Annotated in this window: 23 protein-coding genes, 1 tRNA gene and 3 pseudogenes; 18 read left to right on the top strand and 9 right to left on the bottom strand. The window is 67.6% G+C overall.

The genetic code is table 11. From position 1 onward, the window contains the following. The first annotated feature begins 35 nt into the window (after window positions 1-35). The 4 genes and pseudogenes from EJC77_RS01525 to EJC77_RS01515 all read left to right on the top strand — a co-directional run. Window positions 36-1,349 carry a sensor histidine kinase gene (locus EJC77_RS01525; RefSeq protein ID WP_125609816.1) on the top strand — a complete coding sequence of 438 codons (1,314 nt, stop codon included), beginning with the start codon at window positions 36-38 and terminating at the stop codon, window positions 1,347-1,349. 146 nt (window positions 1,350-1,495) lie between these two features. Further along, window positions 1,496-2,104 (top strand): response regulator transcription factor, encoded by a 609-nt coding sequence (locus tag EJC77_RS01520; protein WP_125609815.1) that lies wholly within the window; start codon window positions 1,496-1,498, stop codon window positions 2,102-2,104. 121 nt (window positions 2,105-2,225) lie between these two features. Then, window positions 2,226-2,375 carry a hypothetical protein gene (locus EJC77_RS20250; protein ID WP_164520274.1) on the top strand — a complete coding sequence of 50 codons (150 nt, stop codon included), beginning with the start codon at window positions 2,226-2,228 and terminating at the stop codon, window positions 2,373-2,375. Window positions 2,376-2,396: 21 nt separating this feature from the next. Beyond that, window positions 2,397-2,516, top strand: a pseudogene (locus EJC77_RS01515) (AAA family ATPase); the annotation flags it as partial. A 173-nt stretch (window positions 2,517-2,689) separates the two neighbouring features. On the opposite strand, the gene EJC77_RS01510 reads toward EJC77_RS01515, so the two are convergent. Then, complete coding sequence (locus EJC77_RS01510) at window positions 2,690-3,295, bottom strand: cadmium resistance transporter (protein ID WP_125609814.1); 606 nt, start codon at window positions 3,293-3,295, stop codon at window positions 2,690-2,692. Between the two features lie 508 nt (window positions 3,296-3,803). Here EJC77_RS01510 and EJC77_RS01505 point away from each other — a divergent pair. Together EJC77_RS01505 and EJC77_RS01500 are read left to right on the top strand one after the other, a co-directional pair. Further along, window positions 3,804-4,145, top strand: a complete 342-nt coding sequence (locus EJC77_RS01505) for a YnfA family protein (RefSeq protein ID WP_125609813.1) — start codon at window positions 3,804-3,806, stop codon at window positions 4,143-4,145. A gap of 62 nt (window positions 4,146-4,207) precedes the next feature. Continuing rightward, a pseudogene (locus tag EJC77_RS01500) lies at window positions 4,208-5,002 on the top strand (IS5 family transposase). A gap of 28 nt (window positions 5,003-5,030) precedes the next feature. Here EJC77_RS01500 and EJC77_RS01495 read toward each other — a convergent pair. Next, on the bottom strand, window positions 5,031-5,606 hold the full coding sequence (locus EJC77_RS01495) for a TetR/AcrR family transcriptional regulator (RefSeq protein ID WP_125609812.1): 576 nt from the start codon (window positions 5,604-5,606) through the stop codon (window positions 5,031-5,033). A gap of 226 nt (window positions 5,607-5,832) precedes the next feature. Here EJC77_RS01495 and dusB point away from each other — a divergent pair, with 226 nt between their 5' ends. Continuing rightward, the gene (gene dusB / locus EJC77_RS01490; protein WP_125609811.1) at window positions 5,833-7,014 is read left to right on the top strand and encodes a tRNA dihydrouridine synthase DusB; all 1,182 of its coding nucleotides are present in this window, start codon (window positions 5,833-5,835) and stop codon (window positions 7,012-7,014) included. A 65-nt stretch (window positions 7,015-7,079) separates the two neighbouring features. Here the strand turns inward: dusB and EJC77_RS01485 are convergent, their stop codons facing one another. Beyond that, entirely contained in the window at window positions 7,080-7,817 is a 738-nt protein-coding gene (locus EJC77_RS01485; RefSeq protein ID WP_125609810.1) for a hypothetical protein, read from the bottom strand. Window positions 7,818-8,240: 423 nt separating this feature from the next. On the opposite strand from EJC77_RS01485, the gene EJC77_RS01480 reads away from it, so the two are divergent. From EJC77_RS01480 to EJC77_RS01470, 3 genes are read left to right on the top strand one after another with little or no spacing between them, the layout of a single operon-like run. Further along, on the top strand, window positions 8,241-9,032 hold the full coding sequence (locus tag EJC77_RS01480; RefSeq protein ID WP_240629645.1) for an alpha/beta fold hydrolase: 792 nt from the start codon (window positions 8,241-8,243) through the stop codon (window positions 9,030-9,032). Window positions 9,033-9,043: 11 nt separating this feature from the next. Then, window positions 9,044-9,736 carry a hypothetical protein gene (locus EJC77_RS01475; protein ID WP_125609809.1) on the top strand — a complete coding sequence of 231 codons (693 nt, stop codon included), beginning with the start codon at window positions 9,044-9,046 and terminating at the stop codon, window positions 9,734-9,736. Window positions 9,737-9,795: 59 nt separating this feature from the next. Continuing rightward, window positions 9,796-11,079 carry a deoxyguanosinetriphosphate triphosphohydrolase gene (locus EJC77_RS01470; protein WP_125609808.1) on the top strand — a complete coding sequence of 428 codons (1,284 nt, stop codon included), beginning with the start codon at window positions 9,796-9,798 and terminating at the stop codon, window positions 11,077-11,079. Window positions 11,080-11,120: 41 nt separating this feature from the next. Here EJC77_RS01470 and EJC77_RS01465 read toward each other — a convergent pair whose 3' ends face one another. Further along, window positions 11,121-11,468 (bottom strand): hypothetical protein, encoded by a 348-nt coding sequence (locus EJC77_RS01465; RefSeq protein WP_125609807.1) that lies wholly within the window; start codon window positions 11,466-11,468, stop codon window positions 11,121-11,123. A 158-nt stretch (window positions 11,469-11,626) separates the two neighbouring features. On the opposite strand from EJC77_RS01465, the gene dnaG reads away from it, so the two are divergent. The 3 genes and pseudogenes from dnaG to EJC77_RS21490 all read left to right on the top strand — a co-directional run. Continuing rightward, window positions 11,627-13,579: a DNA primase gene (gene dnaG, locus EJC77_RS01460; protein ID WP_125609806.1), complete on the top strand. Its 1,953-nt coding sequence runs from the start codon at window positions 11,627-11,629 to the stop codon at window positions 13,577-13,579. A gap of 82 nt (window positions 13,580-13,661) precedes the next feature. After that, window positions 13,662-13,734 (top strand) — tRNA-Asn (locus tag EJC77_RS01455). Between the two features lie 167 nt (window positions 13,735-13,901). Then, a pseudogene (locus tag EJC77_RS21490) lies at window positions 13,902-14,009 on the top strand (hypothetical protein); the annotation flags it as partial. Window positions 14,010-14,136: 127 nt separating this feature from the next. On the opposite strand, the gene EJC77_RS01445 reads toward EJC77_RS21490, so the two are convergent. The 4 genes from EJC77_RS01445 to EJC77_RS01430 are packed head-to-tail and all read right to left on the bottom strand — an operon-like array spanning window position 14,137 to window position 18,561. Next, complete coding sequence (locus tag EJC77_RS01445) at window positions 14,137-14,904, bottom strand: amino acid ABC transporter ATP-binding protein (protein WP_125609804.1); 768 nt, start codon at window positions 14,902-14,904, stop codon at window positions 14,137-14,139. After that, window positions 14,901-15,893, bottom strand: a complete 993-nt coding sequence (locus tag EJC77_RS01440; RefSeq protein ID WP_125609803.1) for an amino acid ABC transporter permease — start codon at window positions 15,891-15,893, stop codon at window positions 14,901-14,903. Before EJC77_RS01440 ends, EJC77_RS01445 begins: the two co-directional genes overlap by 4 nt. An 8-nt stretch (window positions 15,894-15,901) precedes the next feature. Continuing rightward, window positions 15,902-16,888 (bottom strand): ABC transporter substrate-binding protein, encoded by a 987-nt coding sequence (locus EJC77_RS01435; protein WP_125609802.1) that lies wholly within the window; start codon window positions 16,886-16,888, stop codon window positions 15,902-15,904. A gap of 53 nt (window positions 16,889-16,941) precedes the next feature. Further along, window positions 16,942-18,561 carry an amidohydrolase gene (locus EJC77_RS01430; protein WP_125609801.1) on the bottom strand — a complete coding sequence of 540 codons (1,620 nt, stop codon included), beginning with the start codon at window positions 18,559-18,561 and terminating at the stop codon, window positions 16,942-16,944. 158 nt (window positions 18,562-18,719) lie between these two features. Here EJC77_RS01430 and EJC77_RS01425 point away from each other — a divergent pair, with 158 nt between their 5' ends. Further along, window positions 18,720-19,628, top strand: coding sequence for a LysR family transcriptional regulator (locus EJC77_RS01425; RefSeq protein ID WP_164520273.1), 909 nt, complete (start codon window positions 18,720-18,722; stop codon window positions 19,626-19,628). Window positions 19,629-19,685: 57 nt separating this feature from the next. Here the strand turns inward: EJC77_RS01425 and EJC77_RS01420 are convergent, their stop codons facing one another. Continuing rightward, a complete protein-coding gene (locus EJC77_RS01420) occupies window positions 19,686-20,918 on the bottom strand; it encodes a multidrug effflux MFS transporter (protein ID WP_125609799.1) in 1,233 nt (410 codons plus the stop codon). 341 nt (window positions 20,919-21,259) lie between these two features. Between EJC77_RS01420 and EJC77_RS01415 the strand changes: the two genes are divergently transcribed. From EJC77_RS01415 to EJC77_RS01400, 4 genes are all read left to right on the top strand, one after another. Continuing rightward, window positions 21,260-22,087, top strand: coding sequence for a phage holin family protein (locus EJC77_RS01415; RefSeq protein WP_240629644.1), 828 nt, complete (start codon window positions 21,260-21,262; stop codon window positions 22,085-22,087). A 7-nt stretch (window positions 22,088-22,094) separates the two neighbouring features. After that, window positions 22,095-22,679: a CDP-alcohol phosphatidyltransferase family protein gene (locus tag EJC77_RS01410; protein ID WP_125609798.1), complete on the top strand. Its 585-nt coding sequence runs from the start codon at window positions 22,095-22,097 to the stop codon at window positions 22,677-22,679. Continuing rightward, window positions 22,676-23,587, top strand: coding sequence for a DMT family transporter (locus EJC77_RS01405; RefSeq protein ID WP_125609797.1), 912 nt, complete (start codon window positions 22,676-22,678; stop codon window positions 23,585-23,587). The genes EJC77_RS01410 and EJC77_RS01405 overlap by 4 nt, the downstream gene beginning before the upstream one ends. 147 nt (window positions 23,588-23,734) lie before the next feature. Further along, window positions 23,735-24,967 carry a glycosyltransferase gene (locus EJC77_RS01400; protein WP_125609796.1) on the top strand — a complete coding sequence of 411 codons (1,233 nt, stop codon included), beginning with the start codon at window positions 23,735-23,737 and terminating at the stop codon, window positions 24,965-24,967. The last annotated feature ends 23 nt before the right edge of the window (window positions 24,968-24,990 follow it).

The raw sequence follows: 24,990 nt of genomic DNA, 5'->3' as shown, positions 1-24,990 counted from the left end.
CGTCCGCGCCGCTGTTCACGCATTAAGGTGGGACCATGTCCATCCGCCAACGGCACGGTGATCGAAGCGGCGATCGAATGAACGACGCCGGCCCGCCGCCTTCCGCCGCCGGCTCACCGGGCGCGGGTCGTGGGTTTTGGCGCCAGGGCATCCCGGGCGCCGGCACGCAGGACGACGCGCGGCTCGGGGGCCGCCCGCGCGCGGATACGGACCCCACCCTCTCCATCTATTCGGTCACCGGCTACCCGCTGCGGGGGGCCTGGCGGCAGCGGGGCCCGCGCCGCTGGTTCTTCGGCGCCGCGGTCGCCGTGACCGTGTGGCTGGTGACCGTGGTGCCGGGAATCGTCCATTCGGGCATGACGGCTGGGGAACGCGCCCTGGTGCTGGCCAATGCGCTGGCGTTCCTGGCCGTCTTCGTCATCGTGCCGCCGCTGAGCTGGGGGCGGACCGTTCCCGTCCGCATCGGGTGGCTGGCCCTGCTGTTCGCGCTCAGCCTGCCGTTCCTGGCCTATCGGGGGTTCGGGGCGGCCGGAACCTGGCTGTGGATTTTCGTTTCCGTCGCCGGCGGCATGCAGGGCAACAGCCGGCGCATCACCACGGCCACGCTCCTGTTCCTCGGGGTCGCGGCCCTGGCCGTGGGGCTCGGCGGCGGGGCCCCGTTTACGGAGGCGCTGAACCAGCCGGCCGTGATCGTGAGCGTCGGCGCCATGGTGGCCGCGTTCGCCCGCCAGCGCGAGGCCGTGCGCGTGCTGCGCCTGACCCAGCACCAGCTGGCCGAACTGGCCGTCAAGGAAGAACGCAACCGGGTGGCCCGCGACATGCACGACATCCTCGGCCATTCCCTGACGGTCATCGCGGTCAAGGCGGAATTGGCCGGACGGCTGCTGGAGACGGCACCGGAGAAGGCGGCCGCCGAGGTCGCCGACCTGGAGGACCTGGCCCGCGGCGCGCTCGACGACGTGCGCGCCACCGTCAGCGGCTACCGCGGCGTCAACATTCTCTCCGAACTGGCCAATGCGCGCACGGCACTGGTCGCCGCCGGCATCGACGCGGACCTGCCCGGCGCCGCGGACGTGGTGCCGGCCCGGAACCGGGAACTGTTCGGCTGGGTGCTGCGGGAGGGCGTCACCAACGTGATCCGGCACGCCGGCGCGGGCCGATGCGTGGTGACCCTTGGTGCCGCTTTCCTGCAGATCGACGACGACGGCACCGGTCCCGCCGCCCCCGTCGCCGGGACGTCGGGCGGCAACGGCCTGGCCGGCCTGGCCGAGCGCGTCGCGGCCGCGGCCGGGACGCTGGAGGTGGGCCGTTCCACGCTGGGCGGCTACCGGCTGAGGTTGCAGCTGTGATCGGCCCCGGTGGTTGAGCCTGTCGAAACCCGGTGGTTGAGCTTGTCGAAACCCGGTGGTTGAGCTTGCCGAAACCCGGTGGTTGAGCTTGCCGAAATCACCCGGTCTCGACAAGCTCAATCACCGGCGCAGGCTAGGCTTCGAGCATGATCCGACTTGTCATCGCCGACGACCAGGCCCTGGTGCGCGGCGCGCTCGCCGCCCTGCTCGGGCTGGAAAACGACATCGAAGTCGTCGCGGAGGTGGGCCGCGGCGATGAGGTGAGCGACGCCGTCGTCCACTACGGCGCCGACGTGGCCCTGCTCGACGTCGAGATGCCGGGGCTGGACGGCATCGCCGCGGCGGCCGCCGTGCGCGCCGCGGCACCCGACTGCCGCGTGCTCATGGTGACCACGTTCGGCCGGCCCGGCTACCTGCGCCGCGCCATGCAGGCAGGTGCCTCCGGGTTCGTCGTCAAGGACACCCCGGCCCGGCAGCTGGCCGATGCGGTGCGCAAGGTCGCGGCCGGGCTGCGCGTCGTCGATCCGACGCTGGCGGCGGAGACCCTCACAAACGGCGAGAGCCCCCTGACCGAGCGGGAGACCGACGTGCTGCGGGCGGCCAGCCAGGGCGGGACGGTGGCCGGGATCGCGACGGCCACATTCCTCTCGGAGGGCACGGTGCGCAACTACCTGTCCAGCGCCATGGGCAAAACGGGGGCCAGGACGCGGGCCGAGGCCGTGCACATCGCGGAAGAGAACGGCTGGCTGCTCTAGCTTGAGTTTCCGAGGATCGTGGATTTTTGGGGGCTGTTCACCGGGCCAATGAGCCGCTTTCCCTTGTGACACGCCGGTTCTGTGCTTGATTTTGCCTCCGAGTTGGCCCATGACCTAAAGCATGGCGAGTTTGTATAAGAAGGTCATTCACGGCCGCCCGTACCGGTACCTGCGCCAATTGGGCTGGGTGGACGGCAAGCCGAAGATGATCTCTGAGTGGTACGTGGGCACCACGGCCGAGTTCGAGGCGCTGCTGGAGGGCCGTCAGTAGGCGATGGTTCCCGAGCGGACCCGGCATCTCGACAGGCTCTTCACCCAGGTCGAACGCGCTATGAAAATCAACGAACTCGACACGATCACCGATGACGTCATCGAAGCGGCCCGGTCCACCCTCGTCATTGGCATCAGCTAAAACCGCCAAACGAAGGAAATAGTCACAAACGGTTTCGTGCATGTTTTGCCGGGCGCGTCGCCGCCGTCCGATACGTTGCACGGAAACTGCCGATTACGGTCAGTCTGTTGCTGCATTGGTTTGAGCCGCAAAAGCGCACCTGGCTGTCTAGAAGCGGCGCCCGGCCACCCCGGCTACGCGGTCAGGCCGATCAGACGAGCCAGCGAGCCGGAGCTGAGGAGGATGATCAGTCCCAACCCGATGAAGACGGACGGGACGAGCCAGTGCTCCACGCTCTTGAGGGTGTCTGAGACCTTCTTGTGCGTGCCGATGAGCCGGCCCAGCACACACCAGACCGCAACGAGGACAAGAAAAACCAGGATGGTCAGCACGGTCTCGGGCGGCGCCATGGTGCGGAACACCGGCGCGTAGACGGCGATGTTATCGGCCCCGTTGGATACGGTGATGCCGATGATCCCGGCCAGCCCGATCCCGGCGAAGGCGCTCTTGCGTTCACCTTCATCTTTCCGGCGCAAGGCCCGGACCAGTCCGAGAAGGCCAATGGCCAGTGGCACCGCACCGAGCAGACCCACCCATTCATCGGGGATGATGGCCAGCCCAAGGGCGGCCACGACGCTCAGCCCGATCAGCGCGCTGAAGCCGAGATATTGCCCGAGGACAATGTGCCATGGTCGGGGGCTGCCGCCGGCCGACGCCAGAAACAGTGTGGTCAAAACGATGATGTCATCGATGTTCGTTCCCGCGAACATGCCAGCGGCGCCGGCGATGGTGCTGAGCATGGTTCGAGCCTATCCGCGCCTGCCAGGCCTCATGGAATCCAAGCCTACGGGCCGTGCGGCCGTCTCCCCGTGGCGTGGAGCCGCGGCGGTTGACTGCATCGGCGGGCGGGGCGTTTCGCCGTAGGAGCGGGGAGGGGCCTCGGCTAGTGGACGCACCAGGCGTCCATCTTCCCCGAGAACCATCCCAGACTGCTCCATCACGACAAGGCCGGCTTCCGGCGGGACACGATTTTGGTGGAACAACGCTTGTAAAGTGGACACCTACGGCCAGCCCTGGAACGTACGAACCCAGGTCCCCATTCGCTTTGGGGTGACCGTCTTGTCGGCGGGCGATCCCTAAACGGGACCGAAAAACCGCCAAACCAAGCCGCTATTTAACCGCCAATTAACAGTCACAGGGTAGGCGCCCGGGTGTGCAGTCACGTTGGAATGCCAATGAAGGACCCGTCCCGCAACCAAGGTTCGGGCCGCCGTGGGATGTCTCCGAACGTGCGGCATGATGAGGATCATGACCATTGCAAAGTCGGTGCTGCTGTTCATTCTGGCTGCTGTCGCCGAGATAGGCGGCGCGTGGATGGTGTGGCAGGCGGTTCGGGAGGGCCGTGCCTGGTGGTGGGCCGGGATCGGGATCGTTGCCCTGGGCCTGTACGGTTTCGTTGCGACCTTGCAGCCCGACGCGCACTTCGGGCGGATCCTGGCCGCTTATGGCGGTGTTTTCGTCGCGGGGTCCCTGGTGTGGGGAATGGCCTTCGACGGGTTCCGGCCCGACCGCTGGGATGTCATCGGATCTCTGATCTGTGTTGCGGGGGTGGCTGTGATCATGTTCGCTCCCCGCGGGCCTGTTTCATAGCGGGAGTTTCCGGGCTAGGGTCTGTCCTGTGAATCATTCACGGGGTGTGTTAAACCTGTCGCATGGTGGGCCGAGGAGAACTGACGGACAGGGCGTGGGCGAGGATCGAACCGCCGCTGCCGGTCTCCGGGCGGGGCGGGCAGTGGCGGGACCACCGCCAGGTGATCAACGCGATCCTGTTCAAGCCGCGCACCGGCGCGCCCTGGCGGGACCTGCCCGACCGCTACGGACCCTGGAAGACCGCGCACGAGCGGCTGCGCCGATGGACCCTGGACGGGACCTGGCAGCGGATCCTGGACGAGGCGGTCGTCAAGGACGACGCCATCGGTGAGGTCGAGTGGATCCTCAGCATCGACTCCACGATCGTGCGTGCCCACCGGCACGCCGCCGGGGCCCGAAAAAAGGGGGCTGCCAGCCCGGAAACGAAGCCATCGCAGTGGACGGCGACGGGAGTGGGCGTTCCCGGGGCGGGCTGAGCAGCAAGATCCACCTGGCCGTGGACGGGTGGGGCCTGCCGATGGGCGTGATCCTCACCCCGGGCCAGGACGGGGACAACCCGCAGCTGCTGCCGCTGCTGGACGGGATCAGCATCCGCAGGGAAGGTGGCGGCCGGCCCGGTCCCGGCCCGAGGCGGTCCTGGCGGACAAGGCCTACTCGCATCCCTCCACCCGGGCGGCGCTGCGCCGACGGGCGGCCGCCCGCCTTCGACCCGGAGGAATAACGGCAGCGCAACGTCGTCGAACGCTGCTTCAACCGGCTCAAGCAGTTCCGCGACCTCGCCACCCGCTACGCCAAACGCGCCGCCTACCTACTGCTCCGAAATCCTCCTCGCCGCCACCATCCTCTGGCTCCGATGATTCACAAGACAGACCCTAGCCGCAGGTTCTAGCCGGTTTTTCCGGCCAGCCTGCCCGTGAACGGGTACAGGATGGCGGCGGCGACCTCGTCCAGCGGGCGTTCCGGGCTGAAAAGCAACCACTCCAGCCCACCCATGAGCGTGGCGCCGAAGATGCTCGAGGCCATGAGCAGGCGCTGCCCGTCGTCGGCCGGTGCGAGCGGGCGGATCGCCTCGACGAATTCGGTCAATGCCTCGCGCCGGAGGACGAACAGGGTCTGTTGCCAGGCCCGGTCGGTGCGGAAGATCTCGGCAGCCATGAGCTTGGCCAGGGACCGGTTGCCGGCGATCAACGCCAGCATGGAGCGCACCATGTCCTCCACGCCGGCCCAGCCGCCCGCCGAGACGCGGGCCTCATGCAAGACCGCGGACAGCGAGGCCACCCCGGAGGTGAGCAGCTCCTCGAAGAGCTTGTCCTTGGACGCGAAGTTGTAATAGACGCTGCCCTTGGCCACGCCGGCGCGCTCGGCCACGTCGTCCATGGTGGTGCCCGAGATGCCGTTGCGGGCGCCCAGCTCCAGGGCCGCATCCAGGATGGCCCGCTTCGTCCTGGACATAGTTGGCATGGCGGGTGCTCCTGGGTTGGTCTTCGGTGGTTCCGTGGCTGCCTCCGGGGCGGCGCCCCTGACTAGCGAGTCTAAATCATGCGAGCTGGCCACCGTGCCGCCTGCTTTTCCGGGACCCCCGCGGCCGTGGGCCCAGGCCCGCCCGCCCGATCTCGGTCGATCATCGGGGGCGCACCGCACATCAGTCGGGGGAGCCGGATTTGGACGCTTTTGAGAGAATGGACGGGTGACCGTTACAGACATCCCCGCCAGCAGCACCAAGCTCGAGTTGCCACCGCTGCGGCTCGGCAACATCACGGTGGACACCCCCGTGGTGCTGGCACCCATGGCCGGGATCACGAACACGGCGTTCCGGCGGCTGTGTCGCGAGCATGGCGGCGGCGTGTTCGTCTCGGAGATGGTCACGTCCCGGGCGCTGGTGGAGCGCACGCCCGAATCGCTGCGCATCATCAGCCACGACGACGACGAGAAGATTCGCTCCGTCCAGTTGTACGGCGTGGACCCGGTCACCGTGGGCCAGGCCGTGCGCATGCTGGTCGAGGAGGACCGCGCCGACCACATCGACCTGAACTTCGGCTGCCCGGTCGCGAAGGTGACCCGGCGCGGCGGGGGAGCGGCGCTGCCGTGGAAGATCGACCTGTTCACCTCGATCGTCCAGACGGCCGTGCGCGAGGCGTCCGCCGGCAACATCCCGCTGACGATCAAGATGCGCAAGGGCATCGACGACGACCACCTGACCTACCTGGAGGCCGGGCGGATCGCGCGCGACAGCGGCGTGGCGGCGGTGGCCCTGCACGGGCGCACAGCCAGCCAGTTCTATTCGGGCAAGGCCGACTGGTCCGCGATCGCCCGGCTGCGGGAGACCCTGCCGGACGTGCCCGTGCTGGGCAACGGCGACATCTGGAGTGCCGAGGACGCTATCGCCATGGTCCGGCAGACCGGCGTCGACGGCGTGGTGGTCGGGCGCGGCTGCCAGGGCCGGCCGTGGCTGTTCGGCGACCTGATGGCCGCGTTCGAGGGCAGCGACGCCCGGCACCGGCCGGGGTTGCGCGAGGTTGCGGCGGCCGTCTACCGGCACGCCGAGCTGCTCATCGACACGTTCGATGATGAGAACAAGGCGCTGCGCGACATCCGCAAACACATGGCCTGGTACTTCAAGGGGTATGTGGTGGGCAGCGACCTGCGCACCAAACTGGCCACCGTGCCCACCCTCGAGGTGCTGCGCGGACTGCTCGACCAGCTCGACATGGATGTCCCGTACCCCGGCGTGGACGCCGAGGGTCCGCGCGGGCGGGCCGGCACGCCCAAGCGCACCGCCCTGCCCGACGGCTGGCTCAAGGACCGGTACATGAGCGGCGCCCAGCAGGTGGAACTCGCCGGGGCTGAACTGGACGTCTCCGGCGGATAGGCCCCGTTGGTCGAGCCCGTCGTTGGTCGAGTCCGTCGTTGGTCGAGCCTGTCGAGACCTGTCCGTCACTTCTTGAGGGCCGGGATGCCCAGCGTGGCGCAGACTTCACCCGGACCGGGGATCACGGCGGCGGCACCGTCAACCACGCAGGTCATCAGCGGCGGGATGTAGTACCCACGTACCTCCAGCGTGATGGGAGGCTGTCCGGGCAGGTTGATTGGTTTCGGCGGCAGCAAGTTGCCGTTTTTGTCTCTCGTGGCGCCATTCGGCGCGGGCGTGCTGGCGGTCGGGCTCGCAAATCCCTGGGGGATGAGGTCGTTGGTGATGCCGGCCGGATTCATGAAGCCGGTGTCCCACGATTGGGCGCAGGCCTTGGCCGCATCGGCCGGTGAGGAAGCGTCGGCGGTGGTGAGGCCCGCAACGCTCACGTACGGCGGGATGATTACGCCGGCCGCGGCGGGGTCCCGATGGGTGGTCGTCAGGTCGGCCAGGAAGTAGCAGCGAACGTCGCGGCTCCCGTCCACCGTGGTCGCCGGGCTGCCTGCGGGTGCCGTGGACCGGGTGAAGACCACCGGAGAAATGTTGATCCCGGCCGCCTTGGCATACTCCGTGGCCCGGGCCTGGACCGCGCTGGTCTCCGGAATCGCGCCAACCACGGCGCAGGATGCCAACGCGGCGGCCGCCATCACGCCGGCCATAACCGACATTGCCGTCCGGATCATGGTTCGTTTGCGATGATCCACCGGTGCCCCCTTAGTTTTGAAGGACACTACAGGACTTGTTTGTCGAAAGTGGCTATCCATGTAAGTGCCAGTGTGGAAGCAGCCTTCGGTTGCCGCGCTGAAGGCCCCGGAACACCCACTCCCTCGGTGTGTGTCAGACTCGTTCGAGGGCGGAATCCGACGACGGAACCCACTGTTGTCGCCTGGGGGCGGCGCGTTTCCGCAGATCAGGGTGGTGTTGGGCGGCAACACCGCGGCAACACCGCCCTGATCTGCAGAACCGCTTGACTCGCCCGACCGAACCGCTTGACTCGCCCGACCGAACCGGCCAGCATCCTGGCACTTACATGGATAGCCACGCTGTCGAGATGTAGAGCTCGCAGGCCCCCGGACTCTCAACGGATTCAACTCTTGATGCAAACTGGACACCCCCACCGCGGCTGGCTGGAGCGGCCGGCGCATGACTCTTGCCAAACGGCCGCTACTGGTGGTTAGGGTGGGCGCGTGACTTTCGCACGCGGTTATGCACAGAACGGTCCGCTCCGGATGTACTACGAGGTGCACGGCGACACCCGACCGGGCCGGGTGCCGCTGCTGTTGGTCCATGGCGGCGGGTCGACCATCGACTCGAATTTCCGCCACCTCATTCCCGTTCTTGCCGAAACGCGTCAGGTCATCGCCGTCGAGGAGGAGGGCCACGGCCACACGGCCCCCATTGACCGACCGCTCACCGCGGAACACTCGGCCCAGGATGTCGCAGCCGTCCTGCGGCAGCTGGATGTGCCGAGCGCCGACGTGCTTGGTTTCAGCGCCGGCGGGCACACGGCGCTCGCTCTGGCCATGGAACATCCGGCGCTGGTGCACCGGCTGATCGCCGCCTCGACGTTCTTTACCCGCGACGCCATGATCGACGGCTTCTGGGAGGGGCTTCAGGATGCGACGGTCGAGGATATGCCCGAGGTCTATAAGGACATTGATCGCCGGCTCAATCCTGACCCGCGACACCTGGAGCGACTATTCGTGCTCGACAGCCAGCGGATGCTGAGCTTTCCCGGCTGGACAGACGAGCAGCTCGGCACCATCGCCACCCCGACGCTGGTGCTGGTCGCGGACCGTGACGTGATCAGGCCCGAACACGCGGTGCGAATGTCCCACGCAATCCCGCGAAGCCGGCTGATGATCGTGCCGGGCGCCCACGGGGACTACTTGGGCGAGGTCTACGCCAGCGGCGACGACCTCGGACCGATGTGCGCCACGCTGCCGTTCCTGCTCCGGTTCCTCGACGAGACCCCATGAGGGCGCCGGAGATGCCCGGACACGAGCGACTGCTGCGCATTGTCGGCGCCGTCGCGATCGTGGGCGGGCCCCTGGGCTATCTGGTCGGCGGGCTGCTGGCCCCGGCCATCCACGGCACGGGTGCGGCAACCCTCGACGCCAATGCCACCGCCAACCCGGCTGCCAACGCCGTGCATGTGATCGCCTTCGTGGCCGCCTCCTACCTGCTGCCGCTGGGCGCCGTGGCCCTGGGGTATCTTGCCTACCGGCACACACCCTGGCAGGCCACGATCGCCGGCATTCTCGGCGTGGTCGGTTGGCTGCCGTTCTCGGCCTTGGCCGCCCTCGACGACCTGGCCATCGCCATGGCCGGCATGCCCGGGCCCACCATGTATGCGGGGCTTCTGGACCGGTTCACGAACGACGCCGTGATGGGTGGCTATCTCATCGTCTATGTGGCCTGCCACCTGGTCGCCTACGTCATGTTCGGCATCGCCCTGCGCCGGGCCCGGCTCATTCCCGCCTGGGCGGCCGGGGCCCTGATCGCCAGCAGCCCCCTCACGATCGCCGCCTTTGCCTTCCACGGCACCGGGCGCGTCGCCGTCGGCGGTCTTGCCCTGGCTCTGCTGCTCATTGGCAGCATCCCCGCGGCCGTGGCCATCATGCGGCCTGCCAGGTCTTCCCCAGCCGGTGGTGCGGGTGCGTCACCCGGCCACCCCGGGTGACGCGAGGGTTTTCCGGACAGCACCCCAACCCGTGCCGCTCCAACCCCTAAACTGGGGGCATGTCCACCCCCGCGCAGGCCGCCGAGACCTACTACAACGCCCACGACACCCAGCGCTGGGTCGAGGAGGCGCCGAAATCGACGGTCCGCTCCGTATTCGAACGCGACCGCGCCCGCGTGCTGCACTCGTCCGCACTGCGCCGCCTGGGTGCAAAAACCCAGGTGGTGGCCCCGGACACCGACGATTTCGTGCGGACACGGCTCACGCACAGCCTCGAGGTGGCGCAGGTGGGCCGCGAGATCGGCCGCGTCCTGGGCTGCGACCCGGACGTGGTGGACACCGCCTGCCTGTCCCACGACCTGGGCCATCCGCCATTCGGCCACAACGGCGAATCCGTGCTCAACCAGCTGGCCCATGACATCGGCGGCTTCGAGGGCAACGCCCAGACGCTGCGGCTGCTCACCCGGCTCGAATCGAAGGTGCTCACCCCCGACGGCGGCTCGGCCGGGCTCAACCTGTCCCGCGCCTCCCTCGATGCCTCCAGCAAGTATCCGTGGCTGGCGGCCGATGCCCCGCTCATCCGCGGTGACCGGACCAGCAAGTTCGGCGCCTACGCCGACGACCTGCCCGTGTTCGCCTGGCTGCGCGACGGCGCCCCGGCCGGCCGCACCTGCATCGAGGCACAGGTCATGGACCTCGCCGACGACATCTCCTACTCCGTCCACGACGTCGAGGACGCCATCGTGGCCGGGCATGTCCAGCTCAAGTGGCTGGACAGCGCGGACCAGCGCAGCCGCGTCGTCGGCTACACGCGCCAGTGGTACCTGCCGCACACCGACCCGGCCGCCATCGACGCCGCGCTGGCCCGGCTCGAGGGCACGGATGTGTGGGTGCGGCACGCGGACGGCAGCCGGGCCTCCATGGCGGCGCTGAAGGACATGACCAGCCAGCTGATCGGCCGCTTCTGCCAGAATGCGGTCGCCGCAACCCGGGCCATCTATGGGCCGCAACGGTTGACGCGGTACGCGGCCGACGTCGTCGTGCCCGAGGAAACCACGCTGGAAATCGCGGTCATGAAGGGCCTGGCCACGACGTTCGTCATGACCACCGACCACCGCCAGCCCATCTACCAGCGCCAGCAGGACGTGCTCGGCGAACTGGTCGCCGTGCTCAGCGCCACCGGACCGCGGCACCTGGAAACCATGTTCGCCGCCGACTGGGAAGACGCGGACGACGACGGCGCGCGCCTTCGCGTCGTCATCGACCAGATCGCGTCGTTGACGGACGGGTCGGCACTGGCCCTGCATGAGCGGCTGGTGGGAACGCACCGCACGCTGTTGTAGCGGGGCTTGCGCAGCAGCCCGACGGTGTCAGGGCAGGGGCGTCAGGGCATGGGCAGGGAGTTCATCTGCTCGGTGAGCTGGGCCAGCAGGGCCGGGTCCATCGTGGTCGTCAGAATCGCGACGACGCCGGCGCCGATCGCGGCGAGTGCCAGCGCGGCGAGGCCGCTCAGGCGCAGGAACTTCTTGTCTTCGGCGTCCAGCGGTTCGGGGGCGCCGGGCATGCGCAGGCCCGGGGCGATGAGGTTCGGGGCCGCATCCATGGTGCCGTCGGCCAGCACGGCCACCACCTGCCCGTGCCGTCGGTCCAGGCGCAGCGACGAGATGGCGTGCCCGTGGCGGGCCATGAGGATGTCGGTGCCGACGTGGTTCCGGGCGGGGGTCAACAACATGTGCGGGGTCCTTGGGTCGTGATGGGCGTTTGGGACGTGGATGCCACGCCGTTGGGGCCCGTGTCAAGTTTATCGGCGCCGTGTCTTGAAACCGGGCATCGGCAAGGTGATTCTGCCCACCCGCGCCCGGTGTCGGGGTTCGCACGTAAACTCGTTCTGTGGCTGGGCTGATCAAACGTGAGGACATTGACGAGGTGCGGGCGCGCACGGACCTGAAGGAAGTCGTCGATGCCTACGTCACGCTCAAATCGGCCGGGATCGGCTCGTTCAAGGGCCTGTGCCCGTTCCATGACGAGCGCAGCCCGTCGTTCCACGTCCGCCCGCAGATGGGTTTCTTCCACTGCTTCGGCTGCCAGGAGAGCGGCGACGTCATCTCCTTCATCCAGAAAATCGACCACATCCCGTTTGGCGAGGCCGTGGAGAAGCTGGCCGGGCGGATCGGCTACGAGCTGCATTACGAGGATGGTGGCAGCGGTCCGCGGCGCGAGGAGGTCGGCCGGCGGCAGCGGCTGCTCGACGCCCACAAGATCGCGGCCGAATTCTTCCGGGACCAGCTGCAGACGGCGGCGGCGGCGGCCGGCCGGCAATTCCTCATGGAACGCGGCTTCGACCGCATGGCGGCCGAGACGTTCGGCGTCGGCTTCGCCCCGCAGGGTTGGGACGGGCTACTCAAGCACCTGTCCGGGCGCGGGTTCACGCAGGAGGAGCTCAAGCTCACGGGCATGTTCTCCGAAAGCTCCAACGCAGGCGGACAGAACCGCATCTATGACCGGTTCCGCGGCCGGCTCATCTGGCCCATCCGCGACATTGCCGGCGACACGATCGGCTTCGGCGCGCGCAAACTCTTCGAGGACGACCAGGGCCCCAAGTACCTGAACACGCCGGAGACGGTCCTCTACAAGAAATCCCAGGTGTTGTACGGCATCGACCTGGCCAAGCGGCACATCGCCGGCAAGCGGCAGCTGGTCGTCGTGGAGGGCTACACGGACGTGATGGCCTGCCACCTGGCGGGCGTGGACACGGCCGTGGCCACGTGTGGCACGGCGTTCGGCGCCGACCACATCAAGGTGGCCCGCCGGTTGCTCTCCGACGACGGCACCGGCGGCGAGGTGGTGTTCACGTTCGACGGCGACGCGGCCGGCCAGAAGGCGGCGCTGAAGGCGTTCAACGAAGACCAGCGGTTTGTGGCCCAAACATATGTGGCGGTGGAACCGACCGGTGCCGATCCGTGCGAGCTGCGCCAGCGCCGCGGCGACGACGCCGTCCACTCCCTGATCCGGTCCCGGCGCCCGCTGTTCGAGTTCGCCATCCGCTCCACACTGGCCCGGTTCGACCTCTCCACGGTGGAGGGGCGTGTGCAGGGCCTGCGCGCGTCGGCGCCGGTGGTGGCGCGGATCCGTGACGGCTCCACCCGGCTCGGCTACAGCCAGGAACTGGCCGGCTGGCTCGGCATCGCCGACCCGAACGAGGTCCTGCGGGCCGTCAAGACCGCCGAACGCCGCGACCACCAGGGTGCCGGCCACCCGGGATCCGGTGATGGACGCACCGGAGACAGGCGTGCCGCGGACGGGCGCGCCGCGGACGGGCGGGGGTCGGCGCCGGACGCCCAGGCGACCGTGCCGGAGCCCGTCTACGTCCGCCCCGATCCGAACGATCCGGTGGTTCGGATGGAACGCGAGGCGCTGGAGGTGGTGCTGCAGCAGCCCGGCTTGTTGAGCCAAGGGGACTGGCAGCACTTTGGCGCCTCCGAATTCGCGGTGCCCGCCTACCGGGCCGTGCACCGGGGCATTGTCGCCGCCGGGCATGTGCCCGCCGCCTCGAACCAGTGGCTGGACATGGTGCGCGGCCACCTGCCCGAGGAACTGACGCCGCTGCTGGCCGAATTGGCCCTGAGCCCGCTGCCGGCCTCCAATCCCGACACGCTGCGCCGCTACTGCAAGGACATCCTGCGCGGACTGTTCGAGATGCAGATCACCCGCCTGAAGGCCGAACGCCTCGGCGCCCTGCAGCGCATGGATCCGGCCGCCGACCCGGACGCCTACCAACACCTCCAACAGGAGCTCATGCAGCTGGAAATCAGCCGCCGGGCACTGCGCGGCGACGGCAGCTGAGGGTGTCCTGAGGCGCCGGAACCCGGTCCGGGGCGCCGATTTCACAACCGGCCGAACCTTTGTTATCGTTGTTCCTGCGCGATCCCCTGTAGCTCAATTGGCAGAGCATTCGACTGTTAATCGAAGGGTTGCTGGTTCAAGTCCAGCCGGGGGAGCGAAAACTAAAATCCCCGCACTCCCACGAGTGCGGGGATTTTTGTTTCCCACGACGGCAGGACTGCCGGTTGATGCTGCCGGCCACGTATTTGTGGCAGAAGCCACTGAAAACTTGATTGGGGAAACACGTGAATAAACGCCTGCTTGCGGCGCAGTTTCCAGGGGTGACGGACGGTGCGTGCGGAATTTCCAAAACGGGCAAATCACGTGGTCCAAGAAGTTCGGCGCTCATTCCCCCAAGGGCAGCCTGCGCGCCGCCTGCAAGGGTGCTTAGAACCATGGGGTCGGCCCCGGCGCACGGCCGTGGTGACTGGCCGGCCGGCAGCTGACTTTCTGCGGCAAAAGCCCCGCGCTCATCATGAGTGCGGGGCTTTTGCCATGGTGCGGGTGGAAAACGCGCTTTAGAGCACCTTGGCCAGAAACGCCTTCGTGCGGTCGCGCTGCGGGTTGCCCAGCACATCGGCCGGGGTCCCGGACTCGACAATGACGCCCGCGTCGAAGAAATGCACGGTGTCGGCCACCTCGCAGGCAAAGCCCATCTCGTGCGTGACCACCACCATCGTCATGCCTTGACGGGCCAGCTCCTTCATGGCCTCGAGCACTTCGTCAACGAGCTCCGGGTCCAGGGCCGACGTCGGCTCGTCAAAAAGCATGATCTCGGGGTCCATGGCCAGGGCCCGGGCGATCGCAACGCGCTGCTGCTGGCCGCCGGAGAGCTGGTGAGGGCGCTTGTGCGAGTGTTCGGCCAGGCCCACCCGGGCCAGCTCCTCCCGGGCGCGGATACTGGCGGCTGACTTTGCCACGCCGCGCACCTGGACCAGCGCGCAGGCCACGTTTTCCTCGGCGCTCAGGTGTCCGAACAGGTTGAAGCGCTGGAACACCATGCCGATCCGCGACCGGAACTGGGCAAACTGCTTCGTGTTCCATTCGTAGTAGCGGCCGTCCCGGTATTCGTACCCCACGTGCCGGTCCTCCACCAGCAGCGTCCCGTCGTCGTAGGACTCAAGGGCGTTGAGGCAGCGCAGGAATGTGGACTTGCCGGAACCGGACGGTCCCACGATGCAGCTGACCTCGCCCGCCTTGACCGTGAAGTCCACTCCGGCCAGCACCAGGTGGGTGCCGTAGGACTTGGTGACCCCGTTGGCTTCCACGTGCAGTTTGTTGCTCATGTGAGGTCCTTCCCGGCCGTGACAGAGTCATCTGCCGTCAACGTGATTCCTGCAGTGCCCATGGCGGGCTGTGCCGTGCGCTTCAAGAACGCCCGCTGCACAAACCCGGGCCGGCGCACCAGGCGCACGGCTTCGGCGCCGTAGCGGGCCTCCAGCTTGGACTGGAAGAATGTGGCGATGGCTGTCATCACCATGTACCACAGGGATGCCACGATCAGCAGCTCCATGATGAGGTTGTTTTGCTTGTAAATCTGGCTGGCGTTGGTCATCAGGTCATTGCCCGCCACCACGTATACCAGGGACGTGGTTTTCAGCATCGAGATGAACTCGTTGCCGGTGGGCGGAATGATGATGCGCAGTGCCTGCGGCAGGACGATTACGCGCATGCGCTTCACGGGCGTCATGCCCAGGGCGTACGCGGCCTCGGTCTGGCCCTTGTCGACGGCCTGGATGCCGGCGCGTACGGTCTCGGCAAAGTACGCCGCAAGGTTCAGGCCCAGGCCCAGGAGGGCCGAGTTGAATCCGGTCATCACATCATTGGTGTTCCAGAAGTAGCCGATGTTGGTGAACGGAATTTCGATGACAAGCCGCGGAAACAGGAACGCCAGGTTGTACCAAAAGATGAGCTGGACCAGCGCCGGGGTGCCCCTGAAGAACCAGATGTAGAGCGTGGACAGCCAGTTTAATACGGGGTTGTGCGAGAGCTTCATGATCGCCAGCAAAATGCCGAGCACCAGCCCCAGGACCGTGGCCAGCACGGAGATGGTCAGGGTGACCCAGATGCCGTCGATGATCTTCGGGAAGAACAGGTACTCCGCCACCTTGTTCCACCGAATGTTGGGGTTGGTGGCGAGGGTGGACAGCAGCCAGGCGAAGACGACCAGGGCCAGGGTCCCGACGATCCAGCGGTCGCGGTGCTTGAGTGCGACGACGGGCACGGGGGTGCCGTCGGGGCCGCTGAGTTCCTTGGGCCGGGAGGATGTTCTCATCACGGTCCTTACTTGCCGTCATTGACGGTGGCTGTGCCAACCGCCATCTTCGAGACGTTCCAGGCGGCGAGGACCTTGGCGTAGCTGCCGTCGTCGATCAGTTCCTGCAAGGCTTTTTGAACCGCTGTGACCAGTTCCTTGTTTTCCGGTTTCATGGCAATGCCCCACGGGCTTTCGTCGCCCTTGATGGCCACGGCTTCCAGCGCGCCGTTGGACGTCTGTGCTCGGTAGGCGGCCACCGGGTAGTCGTTGATTCCGGCGTCCGCGCGGCCGTTGCGCACCTGCAGGATCGCCTCCTGGTCGCCGGGGAACTTGAGGATGTTCACGCCCTTCTTGCCCGCCGCCGTGCATGATGCGTCATAGGATTCGGCCAAGGTCAGCGAGGAGCCGTTGTCCACCACGGCGATCGTCTTGCCGCAGGCGCTGGCGGCATCGCTCATGCCCGACGGGTTGCCGGCCTTGACCACCCACCCGTTGCCGGAACGGACGTAGTCAGCGAAGGTGACGGTTTTGCGGCGTTCGGCGTTGTCCGTCATGGACGACATGATCCAGTCGTAGCGGCCGGTCGTGATGCCGGGAATCTGCGAGTTGAAGTCCTCATTGTTGATGGTCAGCGGCACCCCCAGCTTGTTGGCGATGGCCCGGCCCATCGACGGGTCCACGCCAATGAGGGTCTTGCCGTCAGTGGCAAACATTTCCATGGGCGGGTAGCCCTCGGACGTTGTCATCTTGATGCCTGCGCCCTGGATGGCTGCCGGCAGGCTGGCCGTCAAAGCCGGATCGGCCTTGACGGCGTCGATCACGCTCTTGGCCAGGTCCTCCGACGGTGCCGGGACGGCGGTGAAGCCGGCACCGGCGTCGTGCGTTGCGGGGTTCGCGGAAGACAGGCTCTGGCCTCCACAGCCCGTCAGTGCAAGAACGGCCAGCAGGGCCGTGGAAGCCAGCGCGCCGGTGCGCAGGTGGTTGGCGGAGGGGCGGGGAAGGAAGTTTTTCATGGTGGTTCTCCTTGGCGTGGGGTGGGGACAGTGGAAAGGGCCGGGCATTGTGGTTATTGGTTGCGGCGGTAGCGCACCACTCCGCCCACCGTGGTGGACTGCACGGGCATGTCCCGCAGCTCGGACGTGGCCACAGTGAACGGATCGGCGGCAAGTGCCGTGAAGTCGGCCAGCATACCCGGCCGCAGTCGTCCCTTGTGAGCTTCCTCCCCGGAGGCGTAGGCCGCACCGGCGGTGAAAGCCTCAATGGCCTCGGACACGGTGACGCACTCGCCCGGCTGCCAGCCTCCGTCGGGTTCGTGGCTGCCGTTTTGCCGGGTGACGGCCGCATGGATGCCGTACATCGGGTCCGGGTGCTCCACCGGCGCGTCGGAACCAAAGGCGGGGATCGCCCCTGCATCCAGCAGCGAACGCCAGGCATAGGATGCCAGGTCGCGCCCGGCCAGAAGGGTGGAGGCCAGCGGAATGTCCGTGGTGCAGTGCGTGGGCTGCATGGAGGGGATGACGCCGAGCTGGGCCATGCGGGCGATGTCGCCGGGGCGAAGGTGCTGGGCATGCTCGATCCGGTGGCGAAGCCGGGATGCGGGACGCATCATGCTGGCCGGGGGGTCCAGGGGGTTCCTGGCCAGGTCGGCATAGGCGTCCAGCACCAGCTCGTTGGCCCGGTCGCCGATCGCATGCGTGGCGACACCGATCCCGGAACCGGCGGCGCGGCGCACCAATTCACGCAGGTCCCCGTAGGGGATGACCTCGATTCCGGTGTTGCCGTCCTCGCCGGGGAACGGGGCGTTCATGTGGCAGCTGTGGGAGCCGAGCGCGCCGTCGGAGAACAGCTTGACGGGGCCGGTGCGCAGCCACACGTCGCCGTCGCCCGTGGCCCGGCCCTCGTCGATGGCCTGGTCCAGGGCCATCATGGGGATGGCCTTGTGCACCCGGATGGCCAGCTGTCCGGACTCGCGCATGCCACGGTAGGAGGCCAGCGCGTCCTCGCCGTCGAAGTCATGGACGCCCGTGAGCCCCACGGCCAGCAACCGCCGCTGTGCCTCGATCAGCTGGGTGCCAAGGTCCCCGGCCTCGGCGCTGTGCATGATGTCCACGAGCTTGTCGCCGGCGGCTTCGCGCAGGATGCCCGTGGGTTCGCCGTGGGCGTCGCGGACGATTTCCCCGCCCACGGGGTTGGGGGTGGAGGCGTCAATGCCGACGGCGGCCAGGGCAGCCGAGTTGGCCCAAATGGTGTGGCCGTCGATGCTTGGCAGCGCCGCCGGGCGGCCACCAGTGACGGCGTCGAGGTCGTGACGGTTTGGCTGGACGGGCACCGCCCATGCATTGAAGTCCCAGCGTCCGCCAAAGACCCAGGCTGTGGTGGGGCAGGCGTCACTGTAGCTGTGCACGCGTTCGAGTGCGTCCGCGAGATCGCGGGTGCCGCGCAGGTCCAGGGCTGCAATTTCGCGGGCAAAGTTTGCGGTGTGGATGTGTGCATCCGTCAGGCCGGGGATGACGGTGGCCCCGTCGAGGTCTATGGTTTCCGTGGTGCCGGTGGAATGCGCCGCAAGGTCCTCCCGGCTGCCCATCGCCACGATGCGCTCGCCGCGGGTCAGAACGGCTGACACCCGCGGCTGGTGAGCCCACAGCGTGTGAAACTGGGCGTTGACGAAGAGACGTTGCTCAAGCATTCCTAATCCTTCATGATGCAATGGGAGGTGAAAATGTGTCGCGCGGGGAACCGGCCTGCGGAAGAATTTGCCACGACTCAAACAACCATAAGAGAAAATTGGGCACATATGATGTGAACCACACCGATCGTTCACGAGGCTCACTTCAAGGGATACTTATGCTCAACCTAAACCACCTGCGCACGCTCGTTGAAGTGGTCCGACTTGGCTCCTTTACGGCAGCCGGAAACAGGCTTGGCTACACGGCGTCCGCGGTGTCCCAGCAAATGTCGGCACTGGAGAAGGCCACCAACATTCGGCTGTTTGTGCGCAGTGCCCGCAGCGTCCATCCGACGCAGGCTGCGCACGCCATGGGCCAGCAGGCGTTGAAGCTGCTCCGCGATGCCGACAACCTGCTGGCCGCGGGTTTGGCCGCCGGCGGTAGTGCCGTGCGTGAGCTGCGCGTGGGGGCGTTTCCCTCGGTGGCGACATTCGTGCTGTCGCAGATCGTGGAAATGCCGCACTGGCAGGTTCCCTCAGTCCAGGTCAAGATCTCCATTGGCGAGCCAAGCGCCGTTGTCCCCGGGCTGCGGGTGGGCGGCGAGCTCGACGTCGGAATCGTCTACCAGGTGGGGGAGTCGGGCCTGGCGCTGCCGCAGGGGGTGAGTCGGCACTGGCTGGGGGAGGACCCCTACAAGGTGGTGGTGCCGGCCGGTTGGGGATTCGCGCACGGGTCCCGCATGAGCCTGGAGGCATTGAATGACGTCCCGTGGATCCTGCACCTGCGCGGATCAAGCGACGCCAATGTCTTTGACTTTGTCTTGGCCAATGCGGGCCTGCATCCGCGCGTGGTGGCCTCCAGCGATGACTTCAACGCGACCCTGCGCCTGATCGCCGCCGGCCATGGTGTGGCCATGGTTCCCCAGCTGGCCATGACCGAATGCCCCGCCGGTGTGGTGGAGGTGGAGGTTCCGGAGATCGCGCTGACCCGCAAGCTCATGGCCTTGTGCGCAGAAGATGCCCCGGCGGACCTGGCGGAGAACTTTGTCGACGCATTGCGCGGCGTCGATGAATTCCGGAACATGTAGGGCGGCCGCCGCGGTGGGTGTGCCCTGGTGACCACCCCGGCCGATTCGGGCGGCCGGTCAGATGGCCGGCACCATTCGCGGCCGCACGATCAACCACAGGCAGGCGATGCCCAGCAGCACGCAGCCGCCCATGATGATGCCCATGGGCGTCGCCGTCCTGACCCCAATCAGTCCCACCACGGGCGTGATCACGCCGGCGAAGCCGAACGTCGCCGCACCGAGCAGGGACGCGGCCGTGCCGGCCTGCCTGCCGTGCCGCGCCAACGCCTGCACCTGGATGGTCGGGAACATGAAGCCCGTGGCCGCGATGAAGAACCACAGCGGCACGATGACACCCCACAACCCGAACCCGAGCTGGTCGAACACCACCATGGCGGCGGCCGCCACCACCTGTGCCGCGGTGGCCCACACCATGACCCATTGGGAGCCCAGGTGGCGCATGAGCCGTGCGGCCACCTGCACACCGGCCACGACCCCCACCGAGTTGATGGCGAACAGCAGGCCGTAGCCCTGCGGCGAGAAACCGTAGGTGCCCTGGAACAGGAACGTCGACGCGGACAGGTACGTGAACAGGGCGGCGAAGTTCAACCCGCCGATCAGCAGCGTGCCCACGTAGATGCGGTCGGAGAACACCGCCTTGTAGCGGGAGGCGACCGATTCGCCGTCGTTCGCCCGACGGGCCGGCGGCAGCGTTTCGATGATGAACGTCGTGGCCGCGGCGACCACCAGGAAGCCGTAACCGGCCAGGAACCAGAAGATGCCGGGCCAGTCCATGATGCCCAGCAGCTGGGAGCCGATCACCGGGGCCAGGATCGGGGCCATGCCGTTGACCAGCGACATGCGGGAGAACATGCGCACCAGCTGGTAGCCGGAGAACAGGTCGCGGATCATGGCCATGGCCACGACGCCGCCGCCGGCCGCGCCGATGCCCTGCAGGGCGCGGAAGATGCCCAGCCACGTGATATCGGGTGCCATGGCGGCGCCGATCGAGGCCAGCACGTGCACCGCCGTGGCCAGGATCAACGGCATGCGCCGGCCGAACTTGTCGCTGAACGGACCCACGATCAGCTGACCCGCGGCGAAGCCGATGGTGGTGGCGGCCAGTGTCAGCTGCACGGCCGTGGCGCTGACTCCCAACTCCTCCTTGATGATCGGGAAGGCCGGCAGGTACAGGTCCACGGTGAACGGGCCCAGGGCCGTCAGCAGGCCCAGGACCAGGACGTAGACGAGCTTCTGGCGGCGGCTGAGCGAATCCCCCGGGGAGGTGGTGTGGCTCGCGGTGGTGGTCACGTTGGGGTCCTCAAGGAGCTGGTGGCGTGAAATGGGCGTGGAAGGGTGCGAAGGCGTCGGTGCCGGGGGGATTTGCTGGTGCGTGTTGGTGCGACTGCGGGTGTGCCTGTGATCACGGCACTGGGATACTGCGTCAGACACTCATGGGGAAACCCGGCGTCGATCGACAGTGCATCGGCGCCGGGTTAAATCCTATGCGCTATCCCGCCGGCCGGCGCAAGGCACGGTCACGAGTTGGATGGTAATTTTGTCCGTATGGTTCGGCGGGGGAATGCTCCTGCGGGCCGCTGTCCGGCCGCTGGCCGTGCACAGTGCGAAACCCACGTATGGAGGCGGTCCGCATGGCAAGTGCCAGTCACAACGGTCATGGCACGACTGGAACGGCGACCCAGGGCCTTGCGGGGCTGCTCGATACCATGAAGACGGCCGCCCGCCTGCTGCCGCTACAGGCCAACGATCAGCTGTCCCTCGCAAAGGAGGAGCTACGGCACAAGGGCAAGCGCGCGGGAGTGGCGGCCGCGTTCCTGGCCGTGGCGCTCGTATTCCTGTGCCTGCTGGTCATCGGCCTGGTCGTCGCCGCGATCGCCGGACTGGCCACCGTCATGCCGCTGTGGTTGTCCGCTCTCCTTGTCTCGGCCGCGTTCCTCGTGATCCTGGCCGCCTGCGCGCTGGTCGGGGCCCGGAAACTGGAGAAGGCGCTGCCGCTCAAGCCGTCCGCCGCATTGCACGGCATCCGCTATGACCTGGGCGTCCTCAAGGAGGGGGAACTGTTCGACCCGGCCACGCTGGAGCCCGAACAGCTCACGAAGGAGGAGATCAAGGCGCGCAAGGCCCGCAAGGCCGCCGATGCGGCCAAGGCGAAGGCCGAGCGCGAAGCCAAGGCCGCCGAGCACGGCCCGGCGGCCACCGAGGCGGAGCTCAAGAAGCGCACCGACGCCCGGCGCCACCACCTGCTCGTCCTGCGCACCGAACTGTTGGCCCAGGCCGACGTGAGGCGGCAGGCCGCCTACTTCGGTGACCAGGCCCGCGAGGCTGTCACGTCGAGGCTGAAGTCCGGCCCGGTCTGGCAGGTGCTCGACGGTGCGAAGGGGCACTGGGTGTCCCTGGGCGTCCTGGCCGGCGCCGCCACAGCCGTCATCGTGCTGCTGCGCAAGCTGCTGCGCTCCTAGGCCGCCCATGCCAGCCGGCCCCGACGCCTCGGCCGCCCCGTCGCGCGCCATCTTCACCGTCCCCAACATCATCACGGTCGTCCGCTTTTGCGGCGTCCCCCTGTTCGTGTGGCTTGTCGCCGGGCGGCAGGAGTACGGGTGGGGCGTCGTCGTGCTGGCGTTGATGGGCGGCACCGACTGGATCGACGGCTTCGTGGCCCGCAAGTTCCACCAAACCTCGGTGCTGGGCAGGATCCTGGACCCGCTGGCCGACCGGGCGGCCCTGATCACCGTCGCCATCACGCTCGTCGTGACGGGCATCGCGCCCCTGTGGCTGTTGCTGCTGCTCGTCATCCCCGACGCCGTCCTGCTGGTGACGAGCCTGTCCCTGTTCCACTGGCACCCCGACCTGCCGGTCAGCCGGATCGGCAAGACACGCACGGCGACCCTGCTCATCGGCACACCCATGCTGCTGCTGGCCAAGGCCCTCGACTCGCAGTTCACCACCACGCTCGCGTGGGTGTTCCTGCTGGTCGGCATGGCGTGCCACCTCGTCGCCGCGTACAACTACTTCGTCGCCATTCTGCGCAAGCACCGCGAGGTCACCGCATGACCTGGCTGGCCGTGTCCTGCGCGGTCGCCGCGGCGTTCTTCCTCGCGTTCGGCGCGCAACGCCAGTCCAGCGCGGTCAAAAACAACACCGGCGGCCTGGCCCTGGGGAAATCCGGCTTCATGCGCCTGCTGCGCAGCCCGCGCTGGGTGCTGGGCCTGCTGCTGCTCGGCGCCGGCATGGCGTTGAACGTGGTGGCACTGACCCTGGGCACGCTGACCGTCATCCAGCCCATCGGCGCCATCGCCCTGGTCATCACCACGATCGTCAACTCCCGGGACCAGGGCATCCGGCTCAACCGCGCCACGGTCGTGGCGATCTCCGCCTGCGTGGCCGGCAGCGCCCTGTTCGTGCTGCTGGCCGTGAGCGTGGTGCGTGAGAGCACCCACGTCACGACGGCAGAGGAGCTGACAGTGGTACTGTTGCTCGCCGTCGTCGTGCTCATCATCGGGTCCGTGCTGGTGCTGTTCAAGCACCGGGTCCGCGCATTTTTCTACATCCTCTCCGCCGGCGTGTTGTTCGGGTTCGTCGCGGTGCTCACACGCATCATCTCCCGCCAGGTGTTCGACCCGAACGGCCTGTTCCTGCTCAACGTGCAGTGGTATTCGGTCATCGCGATCGCCGTCGCCGGCGGGCTGGGCAGCTGGTGCGTGCAAAGCGCCTATGCCGGCGGCCCACCCGACCTGGTCATCGCCGGGCTGACCGTGATCGACCCGATGGTCGGCATCGGCATCGGCATCACCATCCTTGGAGAGCTGCGTCCCGACGTGCCCGCCGTGACCGCGATTTCCATGGGCTGCGCGGCATTGCTTGCTATCGTGGGTGTCGTTGCGCTGTCCAGGCATCATCCCGACGTGGTCCAGCGTCGGGCCGAGGCCAAGACCGACCAGCGCAAGACCGCGAAACCGTAGGGCCACCGCCCGCCGACCGCGGAGCCAGCATGCGCCTTTGCGCGCTGCCTGAAAGCACGACGACGGCACCCGCCCCGGGCGCGCATGTCACGTTGGGCAATAAGTACGGGCAGCAAGGGTGCGACGAATCCACCAGGAGTTTGATCCGTGACCTCAACACCGGGCGACAATCCGCAGGCAGCCGCGTCCCCTGACGCGGCGACGCGGCCGCTGACGATCCTGATCGCCGCCGACACGTACCCGCCGCACATCAACGGCGCGGCGCAGTTCGGCTTCCGGCTGGCCCAGGGCATGACCGCCCGCGGACACAACGTGCACGTGCTGGCCGTCCGGGCCGACCCCGGGCCCATGTTCACCGAGCACCGGGACGAGGCGACCGTGCACCGGCTGCGGTCACGGTCCGTGCCCACGCACGAATACTTCCGCGTCGCGCTGCCGTGGGAGATCAAGAAGGACATCAGCCGGTTGTTCGACATCATCCGGCCGGATGTGGTGCACGTGCAAAGCCATTACATGATCGGTGAGCACGTGGTGTACGAGGCGCAGCGTCGCGGCATTCGCATCGTTGCCACGAATCACTTCATGCCGGAGAACCTGAACCCGTTCCTGCCGTTCCCTCAGTGGTTGAAGGACATCGTGGGCCGGGTGTCCTGGCGCGACATGGGCAAGGTCATGGGCCGCGCCGACGTCGTCACGACGCCGACCCCGCTGGCCGCGAAGGCCATGCACGAGCACGCGTTCCTGCGCAAGGTGCTGCCGCTGTCCAACGGCATCGAGGCCAGCAACTATGAGCTGGCGCCCGGGGAAGTCGTGGAGCAGAATGCGCACCCGACAGTGCTGTTCGTGGGCCGCCTGGCCGAGGAGAAGCACGTCGACGTGTTGATCGAGGCCATCGCCAAGACGCCGCGGGACCTGGACATCCACCTCGAGGTGATCGGCGGTGGCGAGGTCAAGGAGGCGCTGAAGGCGCTGGCCGCCAAGCGGGGGCTGGGGGACCGGGTGAGGTTCCACGGACTGGTCAGCGACGAGGAGCTGCGGAACGCGTACATCAAGGCGGACCTGTTCGTCATGCCCGGTACGGCCGAGCTGCAGTCACTCGTGTCGCTGGAGGCGATGAGCGCTTCGACGCCGGTGGTGCTGGCCAACGCCATGGCCCTGCCGCACCTGGTCGAGGACGGCGTCAACGGCTACCTGTTCAGGCCCAATGACAGCGACGATCTGGCTGCGAAGATCACAACGATCTTCCGGCTCTCACCCGAGGACCGGGCGGCCATGGGCGCCGCCAGCCACGACATGGTGGCCCGTCACGGATTGACGAAGACCTTGGACACATTCGAGGACATCTACCGTGGCGGCAGCTATGAGGACCATGCTGTCTAGGTGCGTGTGCCAGTAGTGGTTTG

This window comes from Specibacter cremeus, assembly GCF_003946885.1.
GTDB classification, from domain to species: Bacteria; Actinomycetota; Actinomycetes; order Actinomycetales; family Micrococcaceae; genus Specibacter; species Specibacter cremeus.
This window is presented reverse-complemented; position numbering and strand designations above follow the sequence as displayed.

Coding starts and splice junctions, on each gene's coding strand:
- EJC77_RS01525 (WP_125609816.1), top strand. CDS start 36: ATGTCCATCCGCCAACGGCACGGTGATCGAAGCGGCGATCGAATGAAC.
- EJC77_RS01520 (WP_125609815.1), top strand. CDS start 1,496: ATGATCCGACTTGTCATCGCCGACGACCAGGCCCTGGTGCGCGGCGCG.
- EJC77_RS20250 (WP_164520274.1), top strand. CDS start 2,226: ATGGCGAGTTTGTATAAGAAGGTCATTCACGGCCGCCCGTACCGGTAC.
- EJC77_RS01510 (WP_125609814.1), bottom strand. CDS start 3,295: ATGCTCAGCACCATCGCCGGCGCCGCTGGCATGTTCGCGGGAACGAAC.
- EJC77_RS01505 (WP_125609813.1), top strand. CDS start 3,804: ATGACCATTGCAAAGTCGGTGCTGCTGTTCATTCTGGCTGCTGTCGCC.
- EJC77_RS01495 (WP_125609812.1), bottom strand. CDS start 5,606: ATGCCAACTATGTCCAGGACGAAGCGGGCCATCCTGGATGCGGCCCTG.
- EJC77_RS01485 (WP_125609810.1), bottom strand. CDS start 7,817: ATGGATAGCCACTTTCGACAAACAAGTCCTGTAGTGTCCTTCAAAACT.
- EJC77_RS01475 (WP_125609809.1), top strand. CDS start 9,044: ATGCCCGGACACGAGCGACTGCTGCGCATTGTCGGCGCCGTCGCGATC.
- EJC77_RS01470 (WP_125609808.1), top strand. CDS start 9,796: ATGTCCACCCCCGCGCAGGCCGCCGAGACCTACTACAACGCCCACGAC.
- EJC77_RS01465 (WP_125609807.1), bottom strand. CDS start 11,468: ATGTTGTTGACCCCCGCCCGGAACCACGTCGGCACCGACATCCTCATG.
- EJC77_RS01445 (WP_125609804.1), bottom strand. CDS start 14,904: ATGAGCAACAAACTGCACGTGGAAGCCAACGGGGTCACCAAGTCCTAC.
- EJC77_RS01440 (WP_125609803.1), bottom strand. CDS start 15,893: ATGAGAACATCCTCCCGGCCCAAGGAACTCAGCGGCCCCGACGGCACC.
- EJC77_RS01435 (WP_125609802.1), bottom strand. CDS start 16,888: ATGAAAAACTTCCTTCCCCGCCCCTCCGCCAACCACCTGCGCACCGGC.
- EJC77_RS01430 (WP_125609801.1), bottom strand. CDS start 18,561: ATGCTTGAGCAACGTCTCTTCGTCAACGCCCAGTTTCACACGCTGTGG.
- EJC77_RS01425 (WP_164520273.1), top strand. CDS start 18,720: ATGCTCAACCTAAACCACCTGCGCACGCTCGTTGAAGTGGTCCGACTT.
- EJC77_RS01415 (WP_240629644.1), top strand. CDS start 21,260: ATGGCAAGTGCCAGTCACAACGGTCATGGCACGACTGGAACGGCGACC.
- EJC77_RS01410 (WP_125609798.1), top strand. CDS start 22,095: ATGCCAGCCGGCCCCGACGCCTCGGCCGCCCCGTCGCGCGCCATCTTC.
- EJC77_RS01405 (WP_125609797.1), top strand. CDS start 22,676: ATGACCTGGCTGGCCGTGTCCTGCGCGGTCGCCGCGGCGTTCTTCCTC.